The following is a 20,517-nucleotide window of genomic DNA, read 5'->3' as shown; positions in this document are numbered from 1 at the left end:
AGGGTCGAATGCTGAAAGAGTTCCAGGAATTCATTTCCAAGGGCAATGTGATGGACCTGGCCGTCGGTGTCATCATCGGCGCCGCCTTTGGCAAGATCGTCACTTCGCTGGTCGACGACGTCATCATGCCGATCGTCGGCGCGATCTTCGGCGGTCTGGATTTCAACAACTATTTCCTTGGACTTTCCTCGGCCGTAAACGCCCCGACGCTGGATGCGGCAAAGGGGCAGGGCGCGGTCCTTGCCTATGGCAGCTTCATCACCGCGACGCTGAACTTCCTCATCCTCGCCTTCATCATCTTCCTGATGGTCAAGGCGGTGAACAACCTGCGCAAGCGGCTTGAGCGCGAGAAGCCCGCCGCCCCGGCTGCTCCACCGCCGGCCGATGTCGCTTTGCTCACCGAAATTCGCGATCTCCTCGCCAGGAAATAGCCCAACGTCAGATTTCTGGACCAAAACCCCGGTCGTTCGCGGCTGGGGTTTTCTGTTTTCGTATCTGCTAAGAGCAATTCCAGGAAAAGTGTGAAACGGTTTTCCGTCCGGAATTGCGTAAAAACAAAGACATGGAGCGGTTCGGCGTTTCCTTCAAACGATGAACCGCTCTATGAGCATTCGCTCGATATCAAAACGGACCTGTCCATGACCTTGATCGATAGCTTGCGCGCCGAAGCCGTGGCCGCACCCGAAAGCGGCATTGTCGCCGTCGTCAATTACGGCCGTACGCGCGAGGGCATGATCCCCCTCTGGGCCGGTGAAGGCGATTTGCCGACGCCTGCCTTCATCTCGGAAGCCGCCGCCCGGGGGCTGGCCAATGGCGAGACCTTCTACACCTGGCAGAAGGGCATTCCGGAGCTCAGGCAAGCGCTTTCCCGCTACTATGCCAGGCATTTCGGCAAGAATTTCGCCGAAGAGGAATTCATCGCCACCGGCTCCGGCATGCATGCCATCCAGCTGGCGCTTGCCGCCGTCGCCGGCAGTGGCGACGAGGTTGTCTATCTGTCGCCGGCCTGGCCGAATTTCGCCGCCGCAGCCGGTGTTTCCGGCGCTACCCCGGTTGCGGTCACGCTCGACCAGTCCGGCAATGGCTGGTCCTGCGATGTCGACAAAATAGCGACTGCGGTGACGCCGCGCACCAAGGCGCTGTTCGTCAACACGCCATCCAACCCGACCGGCTGGACCGCCGACAAGGAAACGCTGCAGGCGATCCTCGACCTCGCCCGCGAAAAGGGTCTGTGGATCATCGCCGACGAGATCTATTCGCTGTTCCATTACGGCCATGGTCGCGCGCCGTCCTTCCTCGACATTTCGACCGCGGAAGACCGCATCCTGTTCGTCAACTCCTTTTCCAAGAATTGGGCGATGACCGGCTGGCGCATCGGCTGGATCAAGACCCATCCCGACCTGCAGCAGGTGTTCGAGAACCTGATCCAGTATTCGACCTCGGGTGTCGCCCAGTTCATGCAGCGCGGCGCGGTCGCCGCCCTCGACCACGGCGATGCCTTCATCGTCGAGCAGGTGGAGCGCGCGCACGCGGCGCGCGATCTGGTCTGCGGCATAATCGGCGCCACCGGCAAGGCGCGGTTCACCGTGCCGCAAGGCGCGTTTTATCTGTTCTTCACGGTCGACGGCCTCACTGACCCGCGCCGGGCCGCTTTCGACATCGTCGACAAGGCCAATGTCGGCCTGGCCCCGGGAACGGCCTTCGGCCCGGGCGGCGAAGCGTTCCTGCGCCTGTGTTTCCACCGCCGCCTCGATCAGCTCGAGGAAGCCGCACACCGGCTGGCGAAGTGGATGACAACTGTTTGAGAACGCTTGCCTTTGTAGGTCGGCGCCGCCCCTCATTGTCCTGCCGGACATTTCTCCCCGTATAGTGACGGGGAGAAAGAGGCTGTCGCGGATGGTTTCGCCAATCGCCAGCATTGCAGGATAGGCGCCGGCGTTGCAGCCAGCCTTCTTCTCCCCGTCACTATACGGGGAGAAGGTGCCGGCAGGACAATGAGGGGCGGCGCTGCCGTCTCAGATCAAATCGCTACAGGCGCGAACCCGCCTTCAGCCGCCCGACTTCGGCACCAGCAGGGGAACAATCCGGTCGCTCTTGGCGACAGCGGGCCGGCCTGCCGAACCGTAGGGAATGCCGAGCGCATCCCAGGTCTCGACCAGCGCGTCTTGCAGTCCCGCAATCAGCGCATCGGTATGGAACGGCGTCGGGGTGATGCGCAGCCGCTCGGTGCCGCGCGGCACGGTCGGATAGTTGATCGGCTGGATGTAGATGCCATGCACGCCGAGCAGGCGGTCGCTGGCCATCTTGCACAGTTCGGGGTCACCGACCAGCACCGGCACGATATGGGTGGGCGATTCCAGCACCGGGAGCCCGGCGGCGGACAGGACCTCCTTGGTCCGCGACGCCTGGCGCTGCTGCGCATCGCGTTCGGCCTGCGAGCGCTTCAGGTGGCGGATGGAGGTGGTGGCGGCGGCGGCAATCGCCGGCGGTAGCGCCGTGGTGAAGATGAAGCCCGGCGCATAGGAGCGCACCGCGTCGATGACGGCGCTGTTGCCGGCGATATAGCCGCCGAGCGTGCCGAACGCCTTCGCGAGCGTTCCCTCGATGATGTCGATGCGGTCGGCCAGGCCTTCGCGCTCGGTGATGCCGCCGCCGCGCGGTCCGTACATGCCGACGGCATGGACCTCGTCGACATAGGTCATGGCATTGTAGCGTTCGGCCAGTTCGACGATCTGCTTGATCGGCGCAATGTCGCCATCCATCGAATAGACGCTCTCGAAGACGATCAGCTTGGCGCGTTCGCGACCCGCCGCCTGCAGCAGGCTTTCGAGATGCGCGACGTCATTGTGGCGGAAGATCTTCTTTTCGGCGCCCGAGCGCCGCACGCCCTCGATCATCGAAGCGTGGTTCAACTCATCCGAGATGATCAGGCAGTTGGGCAACAGCCGCGCAATGGTCGAGATCGAGGCTTCGTTGGAGACGAAGCCGGAGGTGAAGACCAGGGCCGCTTCCTTGTCGTGCAGGTCGGCAAGTTCCACTTCGAGTTCGACCAGCGGGTTGGAAGTGCCGGAAATGTTGCGGGTGCCGCCGGCGCCCGAGCCCATCTTGCCGGCCGCGTTCTGCAACGCGGCGATGACATCGGGATTCTGGCCCATGCCGAGATAGTCGTTGGAACACCAGACGGTGATTTCCTCGGCGCGGCCGTTGGAACGCCAGATGGCGCGCGGAAACTTGCCGACAATGCGCTCGAGATCGGCGAAGACACGGTAGCGCCGCTCCGCATGGAGCTGGTCGATCGCTTCCTCGAAGAACCGCTGATAGTTCATGTCGCCTTCCCAAGTTTTGCGCGGGATCATAATCATTGGCCCATTCGTCGTCCACCGGGCCTGTTTGGTCAAAATGCCACGCCCCGCCACTGTTCCTAACGATCCGGGATCGTGGCCTATTCCCTTGATGTGCATCAACTTTGTTTCACTACGATGCCTTGGGCCGCTGAGACTGTTACGGACTTAACATACCGGTCTTGTATAGCCCTGCGGCGGTCTTTCCAGTAAGGCGGCATTTGAGACAGTTTCCGATAAATCTTGAATAGCGAGGATACGGAATGACGGTTTTGGTAACAGGCGGCGCCGGCTACATCGGCAGCCACATGGTCTGGGAACTGCTGGATGCCGGCGAGAGCGTCGTCGTGCTCGACCGCCTTTCCACCGGCTTCGAATGGGCGGTGGCGCCGGAGGCCAAGCTCGTTGTCGGCGATGTCGCCGACCGGGACCTGGTCAGCTCGATCATCCGGGAGAACAAGGTCGACGCGATCATTCATTTCGCAGGTTCCATCGTGGTGCCGGAATCGGTTACCGATCCGCTCACCTATTACGAGAACAACACCTCGAAGACCCGCACGCTGATCGAAACCGCGGTACGTGAAGGCGTGCCGAACTTCATCTTTTCCTCCACCGCCGCCGTCTATGGCGGCGCCGGGCTGGAACCGGTGCGCGAGGATGCCCGCCTGGCGCCGGAATCGCCCTACGGCCTGTCCAAGCTGATGAGCGAATGGATGCTGCGCGATGCGGCGCTCGCGCACCCCTTGCGCTACACGGCGTTGCGCTATTTCAACGTCGCCGGCGCCGATCCCAAGGGCCGCACCGGCCAGTCGACCCCGGGCGCCACCCATCTGATCAAGGTCGCCTGCGAGACCGCGCTCGGCAAGCGTCCCTTCATGCAGGTGTTCGGCACCGACTATCCGACGCCGGACGGCACCTGCATGCGCGATTACATCCATGTCAGCGACCTGGCCGCCGCGCATCGCCTTGCGCTGGAGCGGCTGCGCGCCGGCGGCAGCAGCCTCGTCGCCAATTGCGGCTACAGCCATGGCTATTCGGTGCTCGAGGTCATCGACAGTGTGCGCCGCGCCTTCGGCCGCGATTTCGAGGTCAAGATGGGTGACCGGCGCCCCGGCGACGCCGCCGCCATCGTCGCCAATTCCGACCTTGCGCGTGCCGAACTCGGCTGGACCCCGCAGCGCGACGATCTCGACCAGATCGTCGCCGACGCACTCGCCTGGGAGCGCATCCTGACCGGCAAGAACTCCGCCCGGGGCTGAGCCTAGCGTCCCCAAGGGCTCGCAAGGCGCGCGGCGAAGCGCTATTGAAGGCATTCGCAAGCAAAGCGTGGAGGCGCTGCGCCGCGAAGAGTTTTGGGGGTGGCATGAGGATAACGGTGCTCGGGGCCGGCGTTGTCGGTACGGCGGCGGCCTACTATCTGGCCGCCGATGGTCACGAGGTCACCGTGGTCGAGCGCCATCCGGCGCCGGCGCGCGGCACCAGCCAGTCCAATGCCGGCCTGGTATCGCCCGGCGACGCCACCGCCTGGGCCTCGCCGGCGGCGTTGAAGACCTTTCTGCGCGCGCTGTGGAATCATGATCTCGGCATCAAGGTCAGGCTGCGCTTCGATCCCTATTTCCTCGCCTGGAGCCTGCGCTTCCTGCGCCAATGCACGGTGACCCGCCTGCACGCCAACAGCCGGGTCAAATTGCGGCTGGCGCTCTATTCGCGCGACTGCATCAATGCCATCTCGGCCGACACCGGCATCCACTATGACGAGCGCAAGAAGGGCATCCTCTATTTCTTCCGCTCGCAGCACAGCCTCGACACCGGCACCGACAATTATCGCTATCTCGCCGAACATGGCCTGCCGATCGAGATCGTCGGCCGCGACCGGCTGATCGAGCTGGAGCCGGGCCTTGCCGGCGTGAAGGAAAAGATCGCCGGAGGCGTCTATTCGCCGATCGACCAGACCGGCGATTCCAGGCTGTTCGTCGAAAAGCTCGCCGCCTATGCCGCCGAGAAGCTCGGCGTAAAATTCCTCTACGGCACGACGGTCGAGGGCCTCGATATCGACGGCGACCGCGTACGTGCAGTGATGACCTCGGCCGGTCCCATCGCAGGTGATGCCGTGGTCATCTCCATGGGGCCGGAGAGCGGTCTGCTCGGCCGCCGCTACGGCATCGACTTGCCGGTCTATCCGGTGAAGGGCTACACCGCGACCATTCCGCTGGAGGACGAAAGCAAGGGTCCGACCATGGGCGGCGCCGACGAGGACCAACTGATCGCCTATTCCAGGCTGGGCAACCGCTTACGGCTGGCTTCAACCGCCGAATTCACCGGCTTCGATCGCACCCATCGTCCAAGCGACTTCGCGGCCATGTTCCGGACCGGCAAGGACCTGTTTCCCGGCGCCTTCGACGAGAAGAAGGCCGAACTCTGGGCTGGCCTGCGGCCAATGATGCCGAACTCGGTGCCGGTCATCGGTCTGGCGCGCTACGAGAACCTTTATCTCGACACCGGCCACGGCCATGTCGGCTGGACCATGGCCTGTGGCTCGGGCAAATTCCTGGCTGACCTCGTCGCCGGCCGCAAGCCGGAGATCGACCCGCAAGGGCTGGTTTACAGGAACTGAGCGATGTCGGGACCGCAAGTCGCCATCGACCTTGGTCGCATCGAGCGCAACGCCCGCACCATCGTCGAGCGCTGCGCGCTGTCAGGCATCAAGGTGTTCGGCGTAACCAAGGGCACCTGCGGTATGCCGCAAGTGGCGCGCGCAATGCTGCGCGGCGGCGTTTCCGGTATTGCCGAATCGCGTTTCGAAAACATCCGCCGGTTGCGCGACAGCGGCATCAATGCGTCGATCATGCTTTTGCGCAGCCCACCGATGGCGCGCGTCGAGGAGGTGGTGCGCACCGTCGACATCAGCCTGCAGTCGGAGCTGACCACCATCCGCGAGATATCGCGCATCGCCGAGCGCATGGGCCGCATCCATGACATCATGCTGATGATCGATCTCGGCGATCTCCGCGAAGGCATCTGGCCGAGCGATTTGATCCCGACCGTCGAGCAGATTCTGGAATTCAAAGGCGTGCGCATTGCCGGCATCGGCACCAATCTCGGCTGTTTCGGCGCCATCATGCCGACGCCGGAAAATCTCGGCCAGCTGGTCGCCCATGCCTACAAGACCGAGCGCCTGTCCGGCAAAAGCCTCGACTTCATTTCCGGTGGCGCCTCGTCATCGCTGACGCTGCTGCTCGAAGGCAACCTGCCGGCCGGCATCAACAATCTCAGGGTGGGTGAGGCGATCCTGCAAGGCGGCATCGAGACCTTTCGCGATGTGCCGTGGCCGGAACTCGAACCCGATGCCTGCCGGCTTACCTGCGATATCATCGAGGTCAAGCTCAAGCCGTCGCGGCCGATCGGTGAATCTGGCTACGACGCTTTCGGCAATCAGCCGGTTTTCCCCGACGAAGGCGACCGGCTGCGCGCCATCGCCAATATCGGCCGCGAGGACGTGCTGGTCGAAGGGCTGACGCCGATCGCCAAGGGGATAAGGGTGCTCGGCGCTTCCAGTGACCATCTGCTGCTCGATGTACAGGACGCCGATCCGCTGCTCGCTGTCGGTGACCGCGTCGCCTTCCGCATGAATTATGGCGCCATGCTTCTGGCGATGACCTCCGAATATGTCGAGAAGGCGCCGATGCACGACGTGGCGGACTTTTCCGGCCGCAAGATGGTGTCGATCTCGGCCGAACAGGCAGCCGCCGGCATCCTTGCGCGAGAGGGAACCGGCGCGCGGCTGGAGGCGATGAATTTCGACGTGGTGGAACTGGCCGACATCGAACGGCCACCCTCAGGGTTGATCCGGCTCGCTGCCGGCGCCGACCGCCGTATCGCCCACAAGGCACTGACCGCAACGGCGCGCGCGACGCATTCCTTCGGCCTGATCTGGATCGATTCCATCGCCGCGCTGATGCCCGAGGACGAAGACGCCACCGCTATGCCGGAAGCCTCGGTGCTGGCGCGTACACTTGGTCTCGATCACAAGACCGGCGCGCTGCAACCGCAGCTGTCGCCGGAAAATGTCGTCATCATCGGCCTGCGCCACGCCGATCCGGCGGAAGCGCGGGTGCTGAAGGATTCGCGCGTTTCCGCCTTCACCATGACCGACATCGACGCCATGGGCATGCGCGACCTCATGCATGAGGCGATCCGCATCGCGACGTCAGGCACGCAAGGCTTTCACGTCAGCTATTCGCCAACGGCCACCGAATTCGCCGGGTGGGCTGCGGGCTCTGGCGGGTTGACGGTGCGCGAAACGCATCAGGCGATGGAGGCGATTGCGCTGTCGGGCGGGCTGCTGTCGATGGACGTTTCGGGGATAACAATCGACCTGGAGCCCAGGATAGGCACAGACACTGTCAACTTCGTCATGTCGGCCTTCGGCAAGCGGATCCTGTGATCAGCCCTGCGCGCTTACAGCCGCGCGCCATGCGCTGACATAGGCCGCCCAGATCGGGTCGGTCTGAGGTTCTATTCTCTCGCCTTTGCCATGCGCTGTTCCCTGATCCGTTGCCAGCAGTGCCGCGCCAATGCTGGTGCCGGTGGCCGCCTCGGAGGCGATGACGGTGCGCGCGGTCGCCGCGGCCAGCATGCCGACAAAGAGGCGGTTGCGGGCAAAGGGTCCTTCCACGGTGGTCGGGCCACCGGCGCCGATCAGCTCGAGGCAGGTCGCCGTCATCAGCGCCAGATAGAACGAGATGGCGGCGAAGCGCTCGCCCTTGCTGATGCCGTCGGCACCCAGCCATCCCGCGGTATGGTGCGGAAAAGGTCCTGATCCCTGCTGTGTCGAGGGCAGAAGCAGCATCTTTTTTGTCAGAACTGCCAGTACATCGCTGCCGCTGCAATCCTGCGGTTTGTCCTTGGTCAGCAGGGAAAACTCGCGGCCACCCATGAACCTCGCCGAGGGTACGGGAGCACCAAGTGCACTGACATTGACCAACGTGTCGCGTGCCGCATCGAGCGCAATCTCTCTGCCGCCGACCGCCATCGCCACCACCCAGGTGCCGGTCGAGACCACCGAGAAGGGCGGCGCGTCGGACAGGAGATGCGGCAGCAGCGAGGCATTGGAGTCGTGCAAGCCGCAAAAGACAGGCGTCTGCGGATCAAGCCCGGTTCGCGCGGCAAGCGCCGGCAGGATAGGTCCCAGCCGATCCCTGGCCGATCGCACCGGCGCCATCAGCCTGCGCCATTTCAGGCTGTCGACCATCGAGGAAAAATCCGCTGCCCACGGGTTCCACAGATCGGTGTGGCAGCCGAGCGAGGTCACCTCATTGGCGGCGACGCCGGTCAGGCGCAGCGCCCAGTATTGTGGATACATCAGCATCGCGGCGGCCTTGGCGAATTCCGAGGGAAAACGCTTTTGCTGCCAGAAGAATTGCGCACCCAGATTGAGGCCGAGGGGCAGACGCGGCGTCCCGGTTTCAGTGAAGGGCGGACGGATCGCGTCATACTCCGACGCCAGCCTGTCGGGGCCATCGAATTCATAGTCGAGCACCGGTAGCACCAGTTCACCCGAAGCGTCGACCAGCACGCCTGTTGCGCCATGGGTGGTGATCGAAATGGCGTCGATGCGCTGTTCGCGGTTGAGGCTGGCCAGGCTGTTGAGGATGAACGTCCACAGCGCCTCGACATCGTGATGCGGGTAGGGCGGCTGGCGCAGCGGTGCATTGGCCATGCGGCGCAGCGCCACCTCGCTCAGCGTGACGAGATCGACCAGCGCCACCTTGGCGTTGGTCTTGCCGATGTCGATGACGGCGATATGGCGCAGCCCACTCATGCCATATGGAACACTGTTTCCAGCTGCACGGCCACCGGCTCGTTGTCGGGCTTCGTTTCCATGATGTCGGCCATGTGGGCCCACCAGCGCTGCATCACCGGATGTTTCGGCAGGTCGGCCATCCCATGATCGTCGCGCCGCCACAGCACGCCGAACAGGATGTTGGTCTCTTCATCGAGATGGATCGAATAATCCAAGACACCGGCCTGTTTCAGCAGCGCCACCAATGCCGGCCAAATCTCGTCGTGGCGCTTCTTGTACTCGGCCTTCATGCCGGGCTTGAGCTGCATCTTGAAGGCGTATTTCTCAGGCATCAGCTGACACCACGCAGCCGCCGCCAGACGATCGGCAGCGCGATGACGACGATCAGCAGCAGGCCGATGAAGATCGACATGACGATGCCGGGCACGTTGAGCAGGCCGAGACCGAAGGTCACCAGACCCATGATGAAGGCAGCGAGCACGACGCCTAAAATGCTTCCGGAGCCGCCCAGAATGCTGACGCCGCCGAGCACCACCATGGTGATGACTTCGAGCTCATACCCCTGCGCGATCGACGGCCGCGTCGAGCCGAGACGCGAGGTGATCAGCACCGAAGCGATGCCCGCCATCAGCCCAGTCAGGCAAAACAGGATGAATTTGATGCGGCCGACGCGCACGCCGGAAAATTGTGCCGCGATCGGATTGTTGCCGATGGCAATAACGCGGCGGCCGAAACTCGTTCGATGCAGCAGGAACCAGTAGATCATCGCCGCGATGAGGAAGAGCACCAACTCGAACGACACCACCCACCAGACATAGCCCTGGCCGAAGAAAGCGAAGCTCTCGGGGTAACCCTTGTAGGCCTGGTCTCCGAGGATGATGAAGGCGATGCCGCGAAACAGGCTCATCGTGCCGATGGTGACGACAATGGAGGGCAGTCCCAACCTTGTCACCAGCAACCCGTTGAAGGCGCCGCAGCCGAGCCCGACGACGATACCGATCGCCACCAGCACGGGCGTGCCGGCGCCAGCCTGCACCGCCATGCCCATCATGGTCGAGGCGAGCGCAATGATTGCGGCGACCGACAGGTCGATCTCGCCTGAAATGATGAGCAGCGCCATGGCAAAGGCGATCAGGCCTTTCTCGGTGAAATTGAAGGTCAGGTCCGACAGCGAATAGGCGTCGAGGAAATAGGGCGAGGCGAAACTGTTGACGGCAAAGATGGCGATGGCCACCACGACCAGCAGCGCTTCCCAGGAAAAGATCGCCGAGGAGAGCGGCTTGTCGAGCCGGTCGGGGATGTGCCGCGGAGCAGGAACGTCGCTCATGCCGCCTCCGCTTTCCGCAGGATGATTCGACCCTGCTGGCGTTCGCCGCGCGCGTTGAGCACGACGGCCAGAATGATGGCGCTGCCCGAAATCGCCATCTGCCAGAAGGGCGAGATGTTGATGACCGGCAGCGCGTTGGAGATGATGCCGAGGAAGAGCGCGCCAAGCACCGCGCCGCCGACCGAACCGATGCCGCCGGCAATCGAGATGCCGCCGATGACGCAGGCGGCGATGATGTTGAGCTCATAGCCATTGGCGACCTCGACCGAGGCGATGACATAGCGCGAAATCCAGAGATAGCCTGACAGACCGGCGATCATGCCGGAGATGCAAAAGACGATGAATTTGGTGCGACCGACATCGATGCCGGCATAGACCGACGCCGTCGGATTGACCCCGATGGCATAGATCGAGCGCCCGAGCGCGGTGCGTGTCATCACGACGAAGAACAGCGCGATGACCAGGATGGCGATCCACGACAGAACCGGAATGCCGAGGAAGGCTGCCCGCTGGAAGCCGATGAAATCGGGGCTCATCTTGTCGGCATTGACCCAGGCGCCGCCGGACAAGACGAAAGTGGCGCCGCGATAGATGGTCAGCGTGCCCAGTGTCACCACGATCGAGGGGATGTTCAGCCGCCACACCAGCAGACCGTTGATGGCGCCGAGCACCAGCCCGACGGCAAGCGCAATAGCGATCAGCAGCGGGATCGGGATCGCCGGATGCGCGGCGTTCAGCATCGCCACTACCATGCCGGTGAAGCACAGGTTGGAGGCCATCGACAGGTCGATCGAGCGCGTCAGGATGACCACCACCTGTCCCAGCGCCAGGATCATCAGGATCGAGGTGTCGTTGAACACCTGGCCGAGATTGCCGGGATAGGCGAAAGCCGGGAAGCGCGTCGAGATCAGCCCGATCAGACCGATGATCGCCGCCGCGAGCCAGATCTCGCGGTATTTCAGGAGAGCCTTCATGCCGCTATCCCCGCTGCCGTCCGGACCAGCGTCTCGGCATCGAGGCCCTTGTTGTCGTAGACCGCCGCGACCAGACCTTCGCGCATGACGACCACGCGATCGGACATGCCCAGAATCTCCGGCAGTTCCGACGACACCATGATCACCGACAGGCCCTGCGCCACCAGCTCGGCCATGAAGCCGTGCACAGCGGCCTTGGAGCCGATGTCGATGCCCTTGGTCGGCTCGTCCAGGATGATCACCTTGGGCGCGGTCGCCAGCCATTTGGCGATGACGATCTTCTGCTGGTTGCCGCCCGACAGCGTGCCGACATCCTGGCTGAGCGAGGACGCCCTGAGGTCCAGACGCTCGGTGTAGGAGCGGGCGAGCGAAAACTCCTCCGCCAGCCGCAGCAGGCCGGATTTCGACGTGCGCTTGAGCGAAGGCAGCGAGACATTCTGGAAGATCGGCAGGCCGATCACCACGCCCTGCTTGCCGCGTTCCTCCGGCACGTAGACGATGCCGGCCTCGATCGAATCCGCCGCCGATCTTGGCGCGATCGCCTTGCCTTCCAGTGTGATCGTCCCGCCCGATACGCGGGTGATGCCTGAAATCGCCTGCATCACCTCGCTGCGCCCGGCGCCGACAAGGCCATAGAAGCCGAGGATCTCGCCCTTGCGCAGTTCGAAGCCGATATCGTTGAATTCGGTCGGGTGCGACAGGCCGGAGACCGACAGCACCGGCGCGCCGATCTCGGCCTTTCGCTGCGGAAAGATGTGATCGACGGAGCGGCCGACCATCATGCGGACGATCTGGCTCTGGCCGGCATCCTTGATCAGCCCTTCGCCGACCATCTCGCCATCGCGGAACACCGTGTAGCGGTCGGCGATCCGATAGATCTCGTCGAACTTGTGGCTGATGAACAGGATCGCCTTGCCTTCCTCCTTGAGGAATTCGATGAGCAGGAAAAGCTCCTCGATCTCCTTCATCGAAAGGGCTGCGGTCGGCTCGTCCATGATGACGATCTGCGCGTCGATCGACATGGCGCGCGCCACGGCAACGAGATGCTTGTTGGCGATGCCGAGGTCCTTCAGCCGCGCATCGGCGTCGATATGGCCGGCATGCATGGTGTCGAGCACTTCGCGTGCATTCTTGCGCATCGTGCGCCAGTCGATGGTGCCGAACCGTGTGCGCGGCGCATGGCCGAGAAAGATGTTTTCAGCGACGCTCAGATCGTCGAACAGCACAGTTTCCTGATGGATGGCGGTGACGCCGTGGCCGAAGGCGGCATGTGCGCTGGGCAAGGTCACCGGCTGGCCGTCAATGCTGATCGTACCGGTGTCGGGTTGGTAGATGCCGGTCATGATCTTGACCAGTGTCGACTTGCCGGCGCCGTTCTCGCCGATCAGCGCCGTCACCTGGCCGGGGTAAAGGGACAGGCTGACATTGTGCAGCGCCCGCACGCCCGGAAAGCTTTTGGAGATGCCGGACAGCGTCAGCCGCGGGGTAGGAGCCGGAGGCTCCTCCTTCACCGTGCCGTGCTGGGCTGTCGTGTCCATATCCGTATCAAGCCCTGAAACAAGGTCCGTTTAAAGTCGCGGCGGGATTTTGGTCCCGCCGCGCCAGGTCGAAGACGTCCGAGATCAATAGATCTTGGAGAACTTTTCGATGTTGGTCTTGTCGAACTGGAAGGGCGGAGCCATCGCAGCCGAATTCGAATCGTCGAGTGTGACCTTGCCGACGCGGCCGATCGACAGTGTCGCGCCGGGCTTGGCCTCTTCCTTCTTCACCGCCAGGTCATGGGCGAGGTAGACGGCGGAGTAGCCGAGGTCGATCGGGTTCCATAGCGCGACCGCCTGGCTGGAACCGTTGTCGATGAACTTCTTGAACTCGGATGGCAGCGCCAGACCGGTGACGTTGACCTTGCCGATCAGGTTCGCGTCGGTGACGACCTGGGCGGCGGCGACGACGCCGACGGTGGTCGGCGCGATGATCGCCTTGAGGTTCGGATAGGACTTCAACAGGCCCTTGGCTTCGTCGGTGCTCTTGGCCGAATCGTCATCGCCATAGACGGTGGCGACGAGTTTGATCTTGGGGAATTTCTCCGGCAACACCTTCTTGGCCGCTTCGATCCAGGCGTTCTGGTTGGTCGCGGTCGACGAAGCCGACAGGATGGCGACCTCGCCGCCTTCCGGCAGATAATCGGCGGCAAGCTTGATGATGGTCTCGCCGATCAGGCCGGTGTCGGACGGGTTGAGATGCAGCTGGCGGCCTTCCTTGGCGACGCCCGAATCCCATGAGATGACGGTGATGCCGCGCTCCATGGCCTTCTTCAGCACCGGCACCAGTGCGTCGGCATCATTGGCCGAAATGGCGATGGCGTTGACCTTCTGCGCGATCAACGAATTGACCACTTCAATCTGCGCTTCAGCCGTCGCCTTGGTCGGGCCTGTGTAGATAATGTCGACATCGCCGAGTTCCTTGGCCGCCTCTTCGGCGCCCTTGTTGGCGGCGTCGAAGAAGCCGTTGCCAAGCGACTTCACCACCAGCGCGATCTTGACGTTCTCGGCATAGGCGGCATTCACGAACATGGCGGCCGAGAATGCCGCCGTCACCATCAATTTCTTCAAAAAGCTCATCTGACGTTCCTCCCTAGAGTTGTTGCATTCCATCACCGCTGCGGCTGGTCTCAGGCCTGCAGCGAAGATTCTTCCTTTGCCGACTTGCGGGCGACGATCAGCGTCACACCTGCGGTTTCCAGCATGGTGGCTTCGCGATCCTCGATGCCGTCATCGGTGATGACCGTGGCGATGCGCTTCAGCCCGCACAGGATCAGGCTGGAGCGCTGGCGGAATTTCGAGGAGTCGACCAGCACCACCAGCTCGTCGGCCTGGTCGATCAGTTTCTGCTCCGCCTGGATCAAAAGCGGGTCGCCTTCCATCAGGCCGAGCGGGCCGAGCCCCTGCGCACCCATGAACATGCGGCGCGCATAGAAATTGCGCGTCACGTCATTGTCGAAGGGCGACAGGATGATGTTCTGCTCGCGGTAAATGGTGCCGCCCGACAGCATCACCGTGTTCTTGGAGTGCTTGAGCAGGTGCTCGGCGATCGGAAACGAATTGGTGAAGATCGGCATGCGCCGGCCGGTCAGGAAATGCACCATCTGGAAGGTGGTGGTGCCACCATTGATGATGATCGGCTCGCCGTCCGTGCAGAGCTCCACCGCTTCGCGCGCAATCGCCCGCTTCTGCGAGGCATTGAGCGTTTCGTTGACGGAAAAGGGCCGACCCGCCAGACCGATGAACTGCGGCGGCGAGATCGCCTCGGCGCCGCCGCGCACCCGGCGCAAGCGCTTTTGCACGTGGAGCGCCGCGATATCGCGCCGGATCGTCGCCTCGGACGAGTCCGTCAGGTCGACCATCTCCTGCACCGTCACCACAGGCTTTTCCTGGACGGCGGACAGAATGATCCTGTGGCGCTCTTTCTCGTGCATGGTTCCTCCCTGCACGCTCATGAGGCACTAGAAAACAACCAGTGTCAATCATTTCCGATCATATAATTTCATTGTGCAGTGCAATATGATCGATATTGATCGTTTGTGATTGACAAGCAGCGTGCTTGCGTAGACATTTCCCGCAGAATGGACCGCGCCATTTTGCGCCCCAGGGAGGATAATTATGCTCGACAAGCGCTCCGGCTCGCGCCTTGCCAACCTTTGGGACGATGCGAAGGCCAAGGGGCTGAGCGAACCTGAGCTTCTGGTCTATCGCTCGAACACGCTCGGCTTCGACAAGCGCGTCACCAACTATGGCGGCGGCAACACCTCCTCGAAAATCTGGCAGAAAGACCCGCTCACCGGCGATGATGTCGAAGTGCTCTGGGTCAAGGGCTCGGGCGGCGACAGCGCCTCGATCAAGCTTGACGGCTTCGCCACCCTCTACATGGACAAGCTCCGCGCGCTCAAAAGCCTTTATCGTGGTGTCGCGCATGAGGACGAGATGGTGGGCTACCTCCCCCACTGCACCTTCAACCTCAATCCGCGCGCGGCCTCGATCGACACGCCGCTGCATGCCTATGTGCCGAAGCCATTCGTCGATCACATGCATCCCGACGCCATCATCGCCATCGCTGCCGCCAAGGACTCCAAGGCGCTGACCAAGGAGATCTTTGGCGACGCCATCGGCTGGCTGCCGTGGAAGCGGCCGGGCTTCGAGCTCGGCCTGTGGCTGGAAAAATTCTGCGTCGAGCACCCCGATGCCAAGGGCGTCATTCTCGAGAGCCACGGCCTGTTCACCTGGGGCGACACGCCCAAGGAATGCTACGAAACGACGATCTCGGTCATCAACCAGGCAATCGAGTGGTTCGAGCGCCGCTCCGAGGGCCTCGCCATCTTCGGCGGCGAGGCGGTGAAGTCGCTCGACGCCGCTGAGCGCCGCGCCATTGCGGCGAAACTGATGCCGAGGATCCGCGGCCTGATCTCGGAAAAGAGCCACAAGCTCGCTCATTTCGACGACCAGCCTGCCGTGCTCGAATTCGTCAACTCCAGGGATTTACGTCCGCTGGCCGCACTCGGCACCTCATGCCCGGATCACTTCCTGCGAACAAAAATCCGGCCGCTGGTGATCGAGTTCGATCCGGCCAAGCCTGATGTCGATGCGGTCATCGCGCGCCTTGCCGATGACATTGCCGCTTATCGTGTGGGCTACCAGGCCTATTACGACAGCTGCAAGCACCCGGACTCGCCGGCCATCCGCGATCCCAATGCCGTGGTCTACCTGATGCCCGGCGTCGGCATGTTCACCTTCGCCGGCGACAAGGCGACGGCCCGCATCTCGGGTGAATTCTACGTTAACGCCATCAATGTCATGCGCGGCGCTTCGACCGTCTCGTCCTATGTTGGCCTTCCTGCGCAGGAAGCCTTCGACATCGAATACTGGCTGCTCGAGGATCTGAAGCTGCAGCGCATGCCGAAGCCGAAGTCGTTAGCCGGCCAGATCGCTTTGGTCACCGGCGGCGCCGGCGGCATTGGCCGCGCCACCGCCAACCGGCTGCTGCGCGAGGGTGCCTGCGTGGTGCTGGCCGATATCGACGAGACGGCGCTCGTCAGCGCCAATGAGGAATTGGCCAAAGCCTATGGCAAGGATTTCGTGCGGCCGGTGCTGATCAACGTCACCTCTGAGGATCAGGTCGTTTCCGGCTTTGCCGAAACGGCGGTCGAGTTCGGCGGCATCGACATTTTGGTCTCCAATGCGGGCCTCGCCTCCTCGGCGCCGATTGAGGAGACGACGCTGGCGCTGTGGAACAAGAATATGGACATCTTGTCGACCGGCTATTTCCTGGTCTCGCGCGAAGCCTTCCGGCTGTTCCGCGCCCAGAAGATCGGCGGCAATATCGTCTTCGTCGCCTCCAAGAACGGCCTGGCCGCCTCGCCCAACGCCGCCGCCTATTGCACCGCCAAGGCCGCCGAGATCCATCTCGCCCGCTGCCTGGCGCTGGAGGGCGCGGAAGCGCAGATCCGGGTCAATGTCGTCAATCCGGATGCCGTGCTGCGTGGCTCGAAAATCTGGACCGGCGAGTGGAAGGAACAGCGCGCCGCCGCCTACAAGATGTCGACCGACGATCTGGAGGAGCACTACCGCTCGCGGTCGATGCTGAAGCGCTCGGTCTTCCCGGAAGACATCGCCGAGGCGATCTATTTCTTCGCCTCCGACATGTCGGCCAAATCGACCGGCAACATCGTCAATGTCGACGCCGGCAACGCACAGAGCTTTACGCGCTGAGCTAACGTCGAAGCGCTTCCCTTCTCCCCGTCACTATACGGGGAGAAGGTGGCCCGAAGGGCCGGATGAGGGGCAGCGCTGACCGAACGCATTTGGGAGGAATAGCACTTGTCCGAAACCATCATCTCCGCCGACCTCGTCGCCAGCCACAACGCCGCCCGCAAATCCGACCTCGAACGCGACTACGCCTCGCTCGGCGAACGCCTCGACCGTCGCGGCATCGCCATCGATGCGATCCGCGACAAGGTCGAGAAATTCGCCGTCGCCATTCCGTCCTGGGGCGTCGGCACCGGCGGCACCCGCTTTGCCCGTTTTCCCGGCGCCGGCGAGCCGCGCGACATCTTCGACAAGATCGAGGATTGCGCTGTCATCAGTCAGTTGACGCAGGCGACGCCGACCGTTTCGCTGCACATCCCTTGGGACAAGGCCGATCCGAACCGGCTGAAGCAGGCGGCCTCCCGCTTCGGCCTCGGCTTCGACGCCATGAACTCCAACACCTTCTCGGACGCCAAGGACCAGAAGCTCTCCTACAAATTCGGCTCGCTGTCGCATGCCGATGCCGGCACCCGCCGTCAGGCCGTCGAGCACAATCTCGAATGCATCGAGATCGGCAAGACGCTCGGTTCCAGGGCGCTGACGGTATGGATCGGCGACGGTTCGAATTTCCCGGGCCAGGTGAATTTCGCCAAAGCCTTCGAGCGCTATCTCGACGCCATGAAGGAGATCTACGCCGGCCTGCCGGCCGACTGGAAACTGTTCACCGAACACAAAATGTACGAGCCGGCCTTCTATTCCACCGTCGTGCAGGATTGGGGCACCAACTACCTCATCGCCAGAGAGCTCGGCGACAGGGCCTTCTGCCTGGTCGACCTCGGCCATCATGCGCCCAACGTCAACATCGAGATGATCGTGTCGCGGCTGATCCAGTTCAAAAAACTCGGCGGCTTCCACTTCAACGATTCCAAATATGGCGACGACGATCTCGACGCCGGTTCGATCGACCCCTACCGGCTGTTCCTCGTCTTCAACGAACTGGTGGATGCCGAGCTCTCCGGCGCCGACGGCTTTGATCCCGCCCATATGCTCGACCAGAGCCACAACGTCACCGACCCGATCGAAAGCCTGATGCTGTCGGCGGTCGAGGTGCAGCGCGCCTACGCACAGGCGCTGCTGGTCGACCGCAAGGCACTCGAAGGCTTTCAGGACGGCAATGATGCGCTGATGGCGACACAGACGCTCAAGAGCGCCTACCGCACCGATGTCGAGCCGATCCTGGCCATGGCGAGGCTCAAAACGGGTGGCGCCATTGATCCGGTCGCCGCATATCGTGCGGCAGGATACAGGGCGAAGGTTGCAGCGGAACGGCCTGTCGTTGCTGGCGGGAGCGGCGGCATCGTATGATAGGCAGACATCCTAATTGATCTGGTCCAGCGCCATTGGCGGTGGACGTGGCGGCTTTGAGGGTCTTTCCTAGGCGGACCCAATGCCTGGAGCACCGCCATGCCCTTGACCCGCCGGACGCTGATTGGCGTCACCCTTTCGCTCGCAATAGCGCTGACGCCATCCGCAGCCGTCCTCGCTGCCTCGCCGCAGCCGGCGAAGGGCGAGCACGGCATGGTCGTGACCGCCCAGCATTTCGCGTCGGAAGCCGGCGTCGAGGTGCTGAAGAAGGGCGGCAACGCCGTCGATGCGGCGGTCGCCGTCGGCTATGCGCTCGCGGTCCTCTACCCTAATGCCGGCAATATCGGCGGCGGCGGGTTCATGACCATACGCTTCAAGGACGGCAAATCGACCTTCCTCGACTTTCGTGAGCGCGCGCCGCTGGCGGCAACCAAGACCATGTATCTCGACACGGATGGCAAGCCGGTGAAGGGCGCCAGCCTTGATGGCTATCTGGCGGTGGGCGTGCCGGGTTCCGTGGCAGGTTTCGAGATGGCGCGTGAAAAATACGGCACGCTGCCACGCCAGGACTTGATGGCGCCGGCAATTGCCTATGCCAAGGATGGCTTCGTTCTCGACCAGGGTGACGCTGCTTCATTCGCAAGCAATGCCGCGAGGCTGGCGAAGGACCCTGCCGCGGCCGCCATCTTCCTGAAGCCGGACGGCAAGCCCTATGGCGCCGGCGAGCGTCTCCTCCAGCCCGACCTCGCCGCCTCGCTCGCCGCCATTTCCGAAAAAGGCACTGACGCCTTCTACAAAGGCGCCATCGCCGATGCCATCGTCAAGGCGAGCGGCACCAAGGGCGGCATTCTCGCAAAGGCCGATTTCGAGCAGTATGCGGTGCGCGAACTGAAGCCGGTGAGCTGCACCTATCGCGGCTACGAGATCATTTCCTCGCCGCCGCCGAGCTCCGGTGGCGTCATCATCTGCGAAATCCTCAACGTATTGGAAGGTTACCCGCTATCCTATCTCGGCGCCGACTCGGCCGAGACTGTGCATGTCATGGTCGAGGCGATGCGCCATGCCTATGTTGATCGCAACTCGGCGCTTGGCGATCCCGATTTCGTCGACAACCCGGTCTCGAAGCTGCTCGACAAAGGTTACGCCAAGGACATCCGCGACAAGATCGACCCGTTCCGGGCGGGGGTCTCTCAGGACCTGATGCCGAAGGGCTTTGGTGAGTCGAAGGAGACGACCCATTATTCGATCATCGACAATGACGGCAATGCGGTCGCGGTCACCTACACGCTGAACGGCTCGTTCGGCGCCGGCGTCGTTGCGGACGGCACCGGCATCCTGCTCAACAATGAGATGGACGATTTCACCCAGAAGCCCGGCGTGCCCAACCTCTACGGCCTGGTCCAGGGCGAGGCCAATGCGATCCAGCCGAGGAAGACGCCGCTGTCATCGATGAGCCCGACCGTCGTGGCCAAGGACGGCAAGCCGTTCATGGTCATCGGCAGCCCCGGCGGCTCGCGCATCATCACCATCACGCTGGAAGCCATCGTCAACGTCATCGACCACGGCATGAACATCCAGGAGGCGATCGACGCGCCGCGTATCCATCATCAGTGGCTGCCCGATAGGATCTATATCGAACCGTTTGGCCTGTCGCCCGACACCGAAAAGCTGCTGGCCGGCATGGGCTACCACCTCGATCTCGCTGATTCGACCTGGGGTCAGGCTGCGGGCATTCTTGTCGGCGGCAAGAGCCTAGCGGATATCGAGAAAGGCGGCGGCGCCCGCTATAACGGCGCCATCGACAGCCGCGCCGCATCCGGCGAGGCCCTGGGATACTAAAGCGTGTCGCTATTAATTGGCCTCATATCCGGCAGCCTTGAAGAAGTTTCTGCATTCGGCTGGCTCGAACAGG

16 protein-coding genes are annotated in these 20,517 nt (G+C 62.9%); 8 read left to right on the top strand and 8 right to left on the bottom strand.

What is annotated here, in order from left to right:
- Window positions 1-8: 8 nt before the first annotated feature.
- On the top strand, window positions 9-431 hold the full coding sequence (mscL, locus tag FJV77_RS19050; protein WP_023669649.1) for a large conductance mechanosensitive channel protein MscL: 423 nt from the start codon (window positions 9-11) through the stop codon (window positions 429-431).
- Window positions 432-638: 207 nt separating this feature from the next.
- Window positions 639-1,805: a pyridoxal phosphate-dependent aminotransferase gene (locus FJV77_RS19045; protein WP_142868308.1), complete on the top strand. Its 1,167-nt coding sequence runs from the start codon at window positions 639-641 to the stop codon at window positions 1,803-1,805.
- A 243-nt stretch (window positions 1,806-2,048) separates the two neighbouring features.
- Here the strand turns inward: FJV77_RS19045 and hemA are convergent, their stop codons facing one another.
- Window positions 2,049-3,326, bottom strand: a complete 1,278-nt coding sequence (gene hemA / locus FJV77_RS19035) for a 5-aminolevulinate synthase (RefSeq protein ID WP_142868307.1) — start codon at window positions 3,324-3,326, stop codon at window positions 2,049-2,051.
- 278 nt (window positions 3,327-3,604) lie between these two features.
- Here hemA and galE point away from each other — a divergent pair, with 278 nt between their 5' ends.
- The 3 genes from galE to FJV77_RS19020 all read left to right on the top strand — a co-directional run bounded on the left by galE (window position 3,605) and on the right by FJV77_RS19020 (window position 7,785).
- Window positions 3,605-4,600, top strand: coding sequence for a UDP-glucose 4-epimerase GalE (galE, locus tag FJV77_RS19030; protein ID WP_142868306.1), 996 nt, complete (start codon window positions 3,605-3,607; stop codon window positions 4,598-4,600).
- A 104-nt stretch (window positions 4,601-4,704) separates the two neighbouring features.
- Complete coding sequence (locus tag FJV77_RS19025; protein WP_142868305.1) at window positions 4,705-5,955, top strand: D-amino acid dehydrogenase; 1,251 nt, start codon at window positions 4,705-4,707, stop codon at window positions 5,953-5,955.
- 3 nt (window positions 5,956-5,958) lie between these two features.
- On the top strand, window positions 5,959-7,785 hold the full coding sequence (locus FJV77_RS19020) for an alanine racemase (protein WP_142868304.1): 1,827 nt from the start codon (window positions 5,959-5,961) through the stop codon (window positions 7,783-7,785).
- Here FJV77_RS19020 and FJV77_RS19015 read toward each other — a convergent pair whose 3' ends face one another.
- The 7 genes from FJV77_RS19015 to FJV77_RS18985 all read right to left on the bottom strand — a co-directional run bounded on the left by FJV77_RS19015 (window position 7,786) and on the right by FJV77_RS18985 (window position 14,917).
- On the bottom strand, window positions 7,786-9,162 hold the full coding sequence (locus FJV77_RS19015) for an FGGY-family carbohydrate kinase (RefSeq protein WP_142868303.1): 1,377 nt from the start codon (window positions 9,160-9,162) through the stop codon (window positions 7,786-7,788).
- Entirely contained in the window at window positions 9,159-9,476 is a 318-nt protein-coding gene (gene rhaM / locus FJV77_RS19010) for an L-rhamnose mutarotase (protein WP_142868302.1), read from the bottom strand. Before rhaM ends, FJV77_RS19015 begins: the two co-directional genes overlap by 4 nt.
- Window positions 9,476-10,471: an ABC transporter permease gene (locus FJV77_RS19005; RefSeq protein ID WP_142868301.1), complete on the bottom strand. Its 996-nt coding sequence runs from the start codon at window positions 10,469-10,471 to the stop codon at window positions 9,476-9,478. The genes rhaM and FJV77_RS19005 overlap by 1 nt, the downstream gene beginning before the upstream one ends.
- The gene (locus tag FJV77_RS19000) at window positions 10,468-11,445 is read right to left on the bottom strand and encodes an ABC transporter permease (RefSeq protein ID WP_142868300.1); all 978 of its coding nucleotides are present in this window, start codon (window positions 11,443-11,445) and stop codon (window positions 10,468-10,470) included. Before FJV77_RS19000 ends, FJV77_RS19005 begins: the two co-directional genes overlap by 4 nt.
- Window positions 11,442-12,983: a sugar ABC transporter ATP-binding protein gene (locus FJV77_RS18995; protein ID WP_142868299.1), complete on the bottom strand. Its 1,542-nt coding sequence runs from the start codon at window positions 12,981-12,983 to the stop codon at window positions 11,442-11,444. Before FJV77_RS18995 ends, FJV77_RS19000 begins: the two co-directional genes overlap by 4 nt.
- Window positions 12,984-13,067: 84 nt before the next feature.
- Window positions 13,068-14,063 carry a rhamnose ABC transporter substrate-binding protein gene (rhaS, locus tag FJV77_RS18990; protein ID WP_142868298.1) on the bottom strand — a complete coding sequence of 332 codons (996 nt, stop codon included), beginning with the start codon at window positions 14,061-14,063 and terminating at the stop codon, window positions 13,068-13,070.
- 50 nt (window positions 14,064-14,113) lie between these two features.
- Complete coding sequence (locus tag FJV77_RS18985; protein ID WP_142868297.1) at window positions 14,114-14,917, bottom strand: DeoR/GlpR family DNA-binding transcription regulator; 804 nt, start codon at window positions 14,915-14,917, stop codon at window positions 14,114-14,116.
- 184 nt (window positions 14,918-15,101) lie between these two features.
- On the opposite strand from FJV77_RS18985, the gene FJV77_RS18980 reads away from it, so the two are divergent.
- The 3 genes from FJV77_RS18980 (at window position 15,102) to ggt (ending at window position 20,444) form a co-directional block, all read left to right on the top strand.
- On the top strand, window positions 15,102-17,204 hold the full coding sequence (locus FJV77_RS18980; RefSeq protein WP_142868296.1) for a bifunctional rhamnulose-1-phosphate aldolase/short-chain dehydrogenase: 2,103 nt from the start codon (window positions 15,102-15,104) through the stop codon (window positions 17,202-17,204).
- A 108-nt stretch (window positions 17,205-17,312) separates the two neighbouring features.
- The gene (rhaI, locus tag FJV77_RS18975) at window positions 17,313-18,605 is read left to right on the top strand and encodes an L-rhamnose catabolism isomerase (RefSeq protein ID WP_142868295.1); all 1,293 of its coding nucleotides are present in this window, start codon (window positions 17,313-17,315) and stop codon (window positions 18,603-18,605) included.
- A 99-nt stretch (window positions 18,606-18,704) separates the two neighbouring features.
- Entirely contained in the window at window positions 18,705-20,444 is a 1,740-nt protein-coding gene (ggt, locus tag FJV77_RS18970) for a gamma-glutamyltransferase (RefSeq protein ID WP_142868294.1), read from the top strand.
- The last annotated feature ends 73 nt before the right edge of the window (window positions 20,445-20,517 follow it).

It is taken from the genome of Mesorhizobium sp. WSM4306 (assembly GCF_007003975.1).
GTDB lineage: Bacteria > Pseudomonadota > Alphaproteobacteria > Rhizobiales > Rhizobiaceae > Mesorhizobium.
This window is presented reverse-complemented; position numbering and strand designations above follow the sequence as displayed.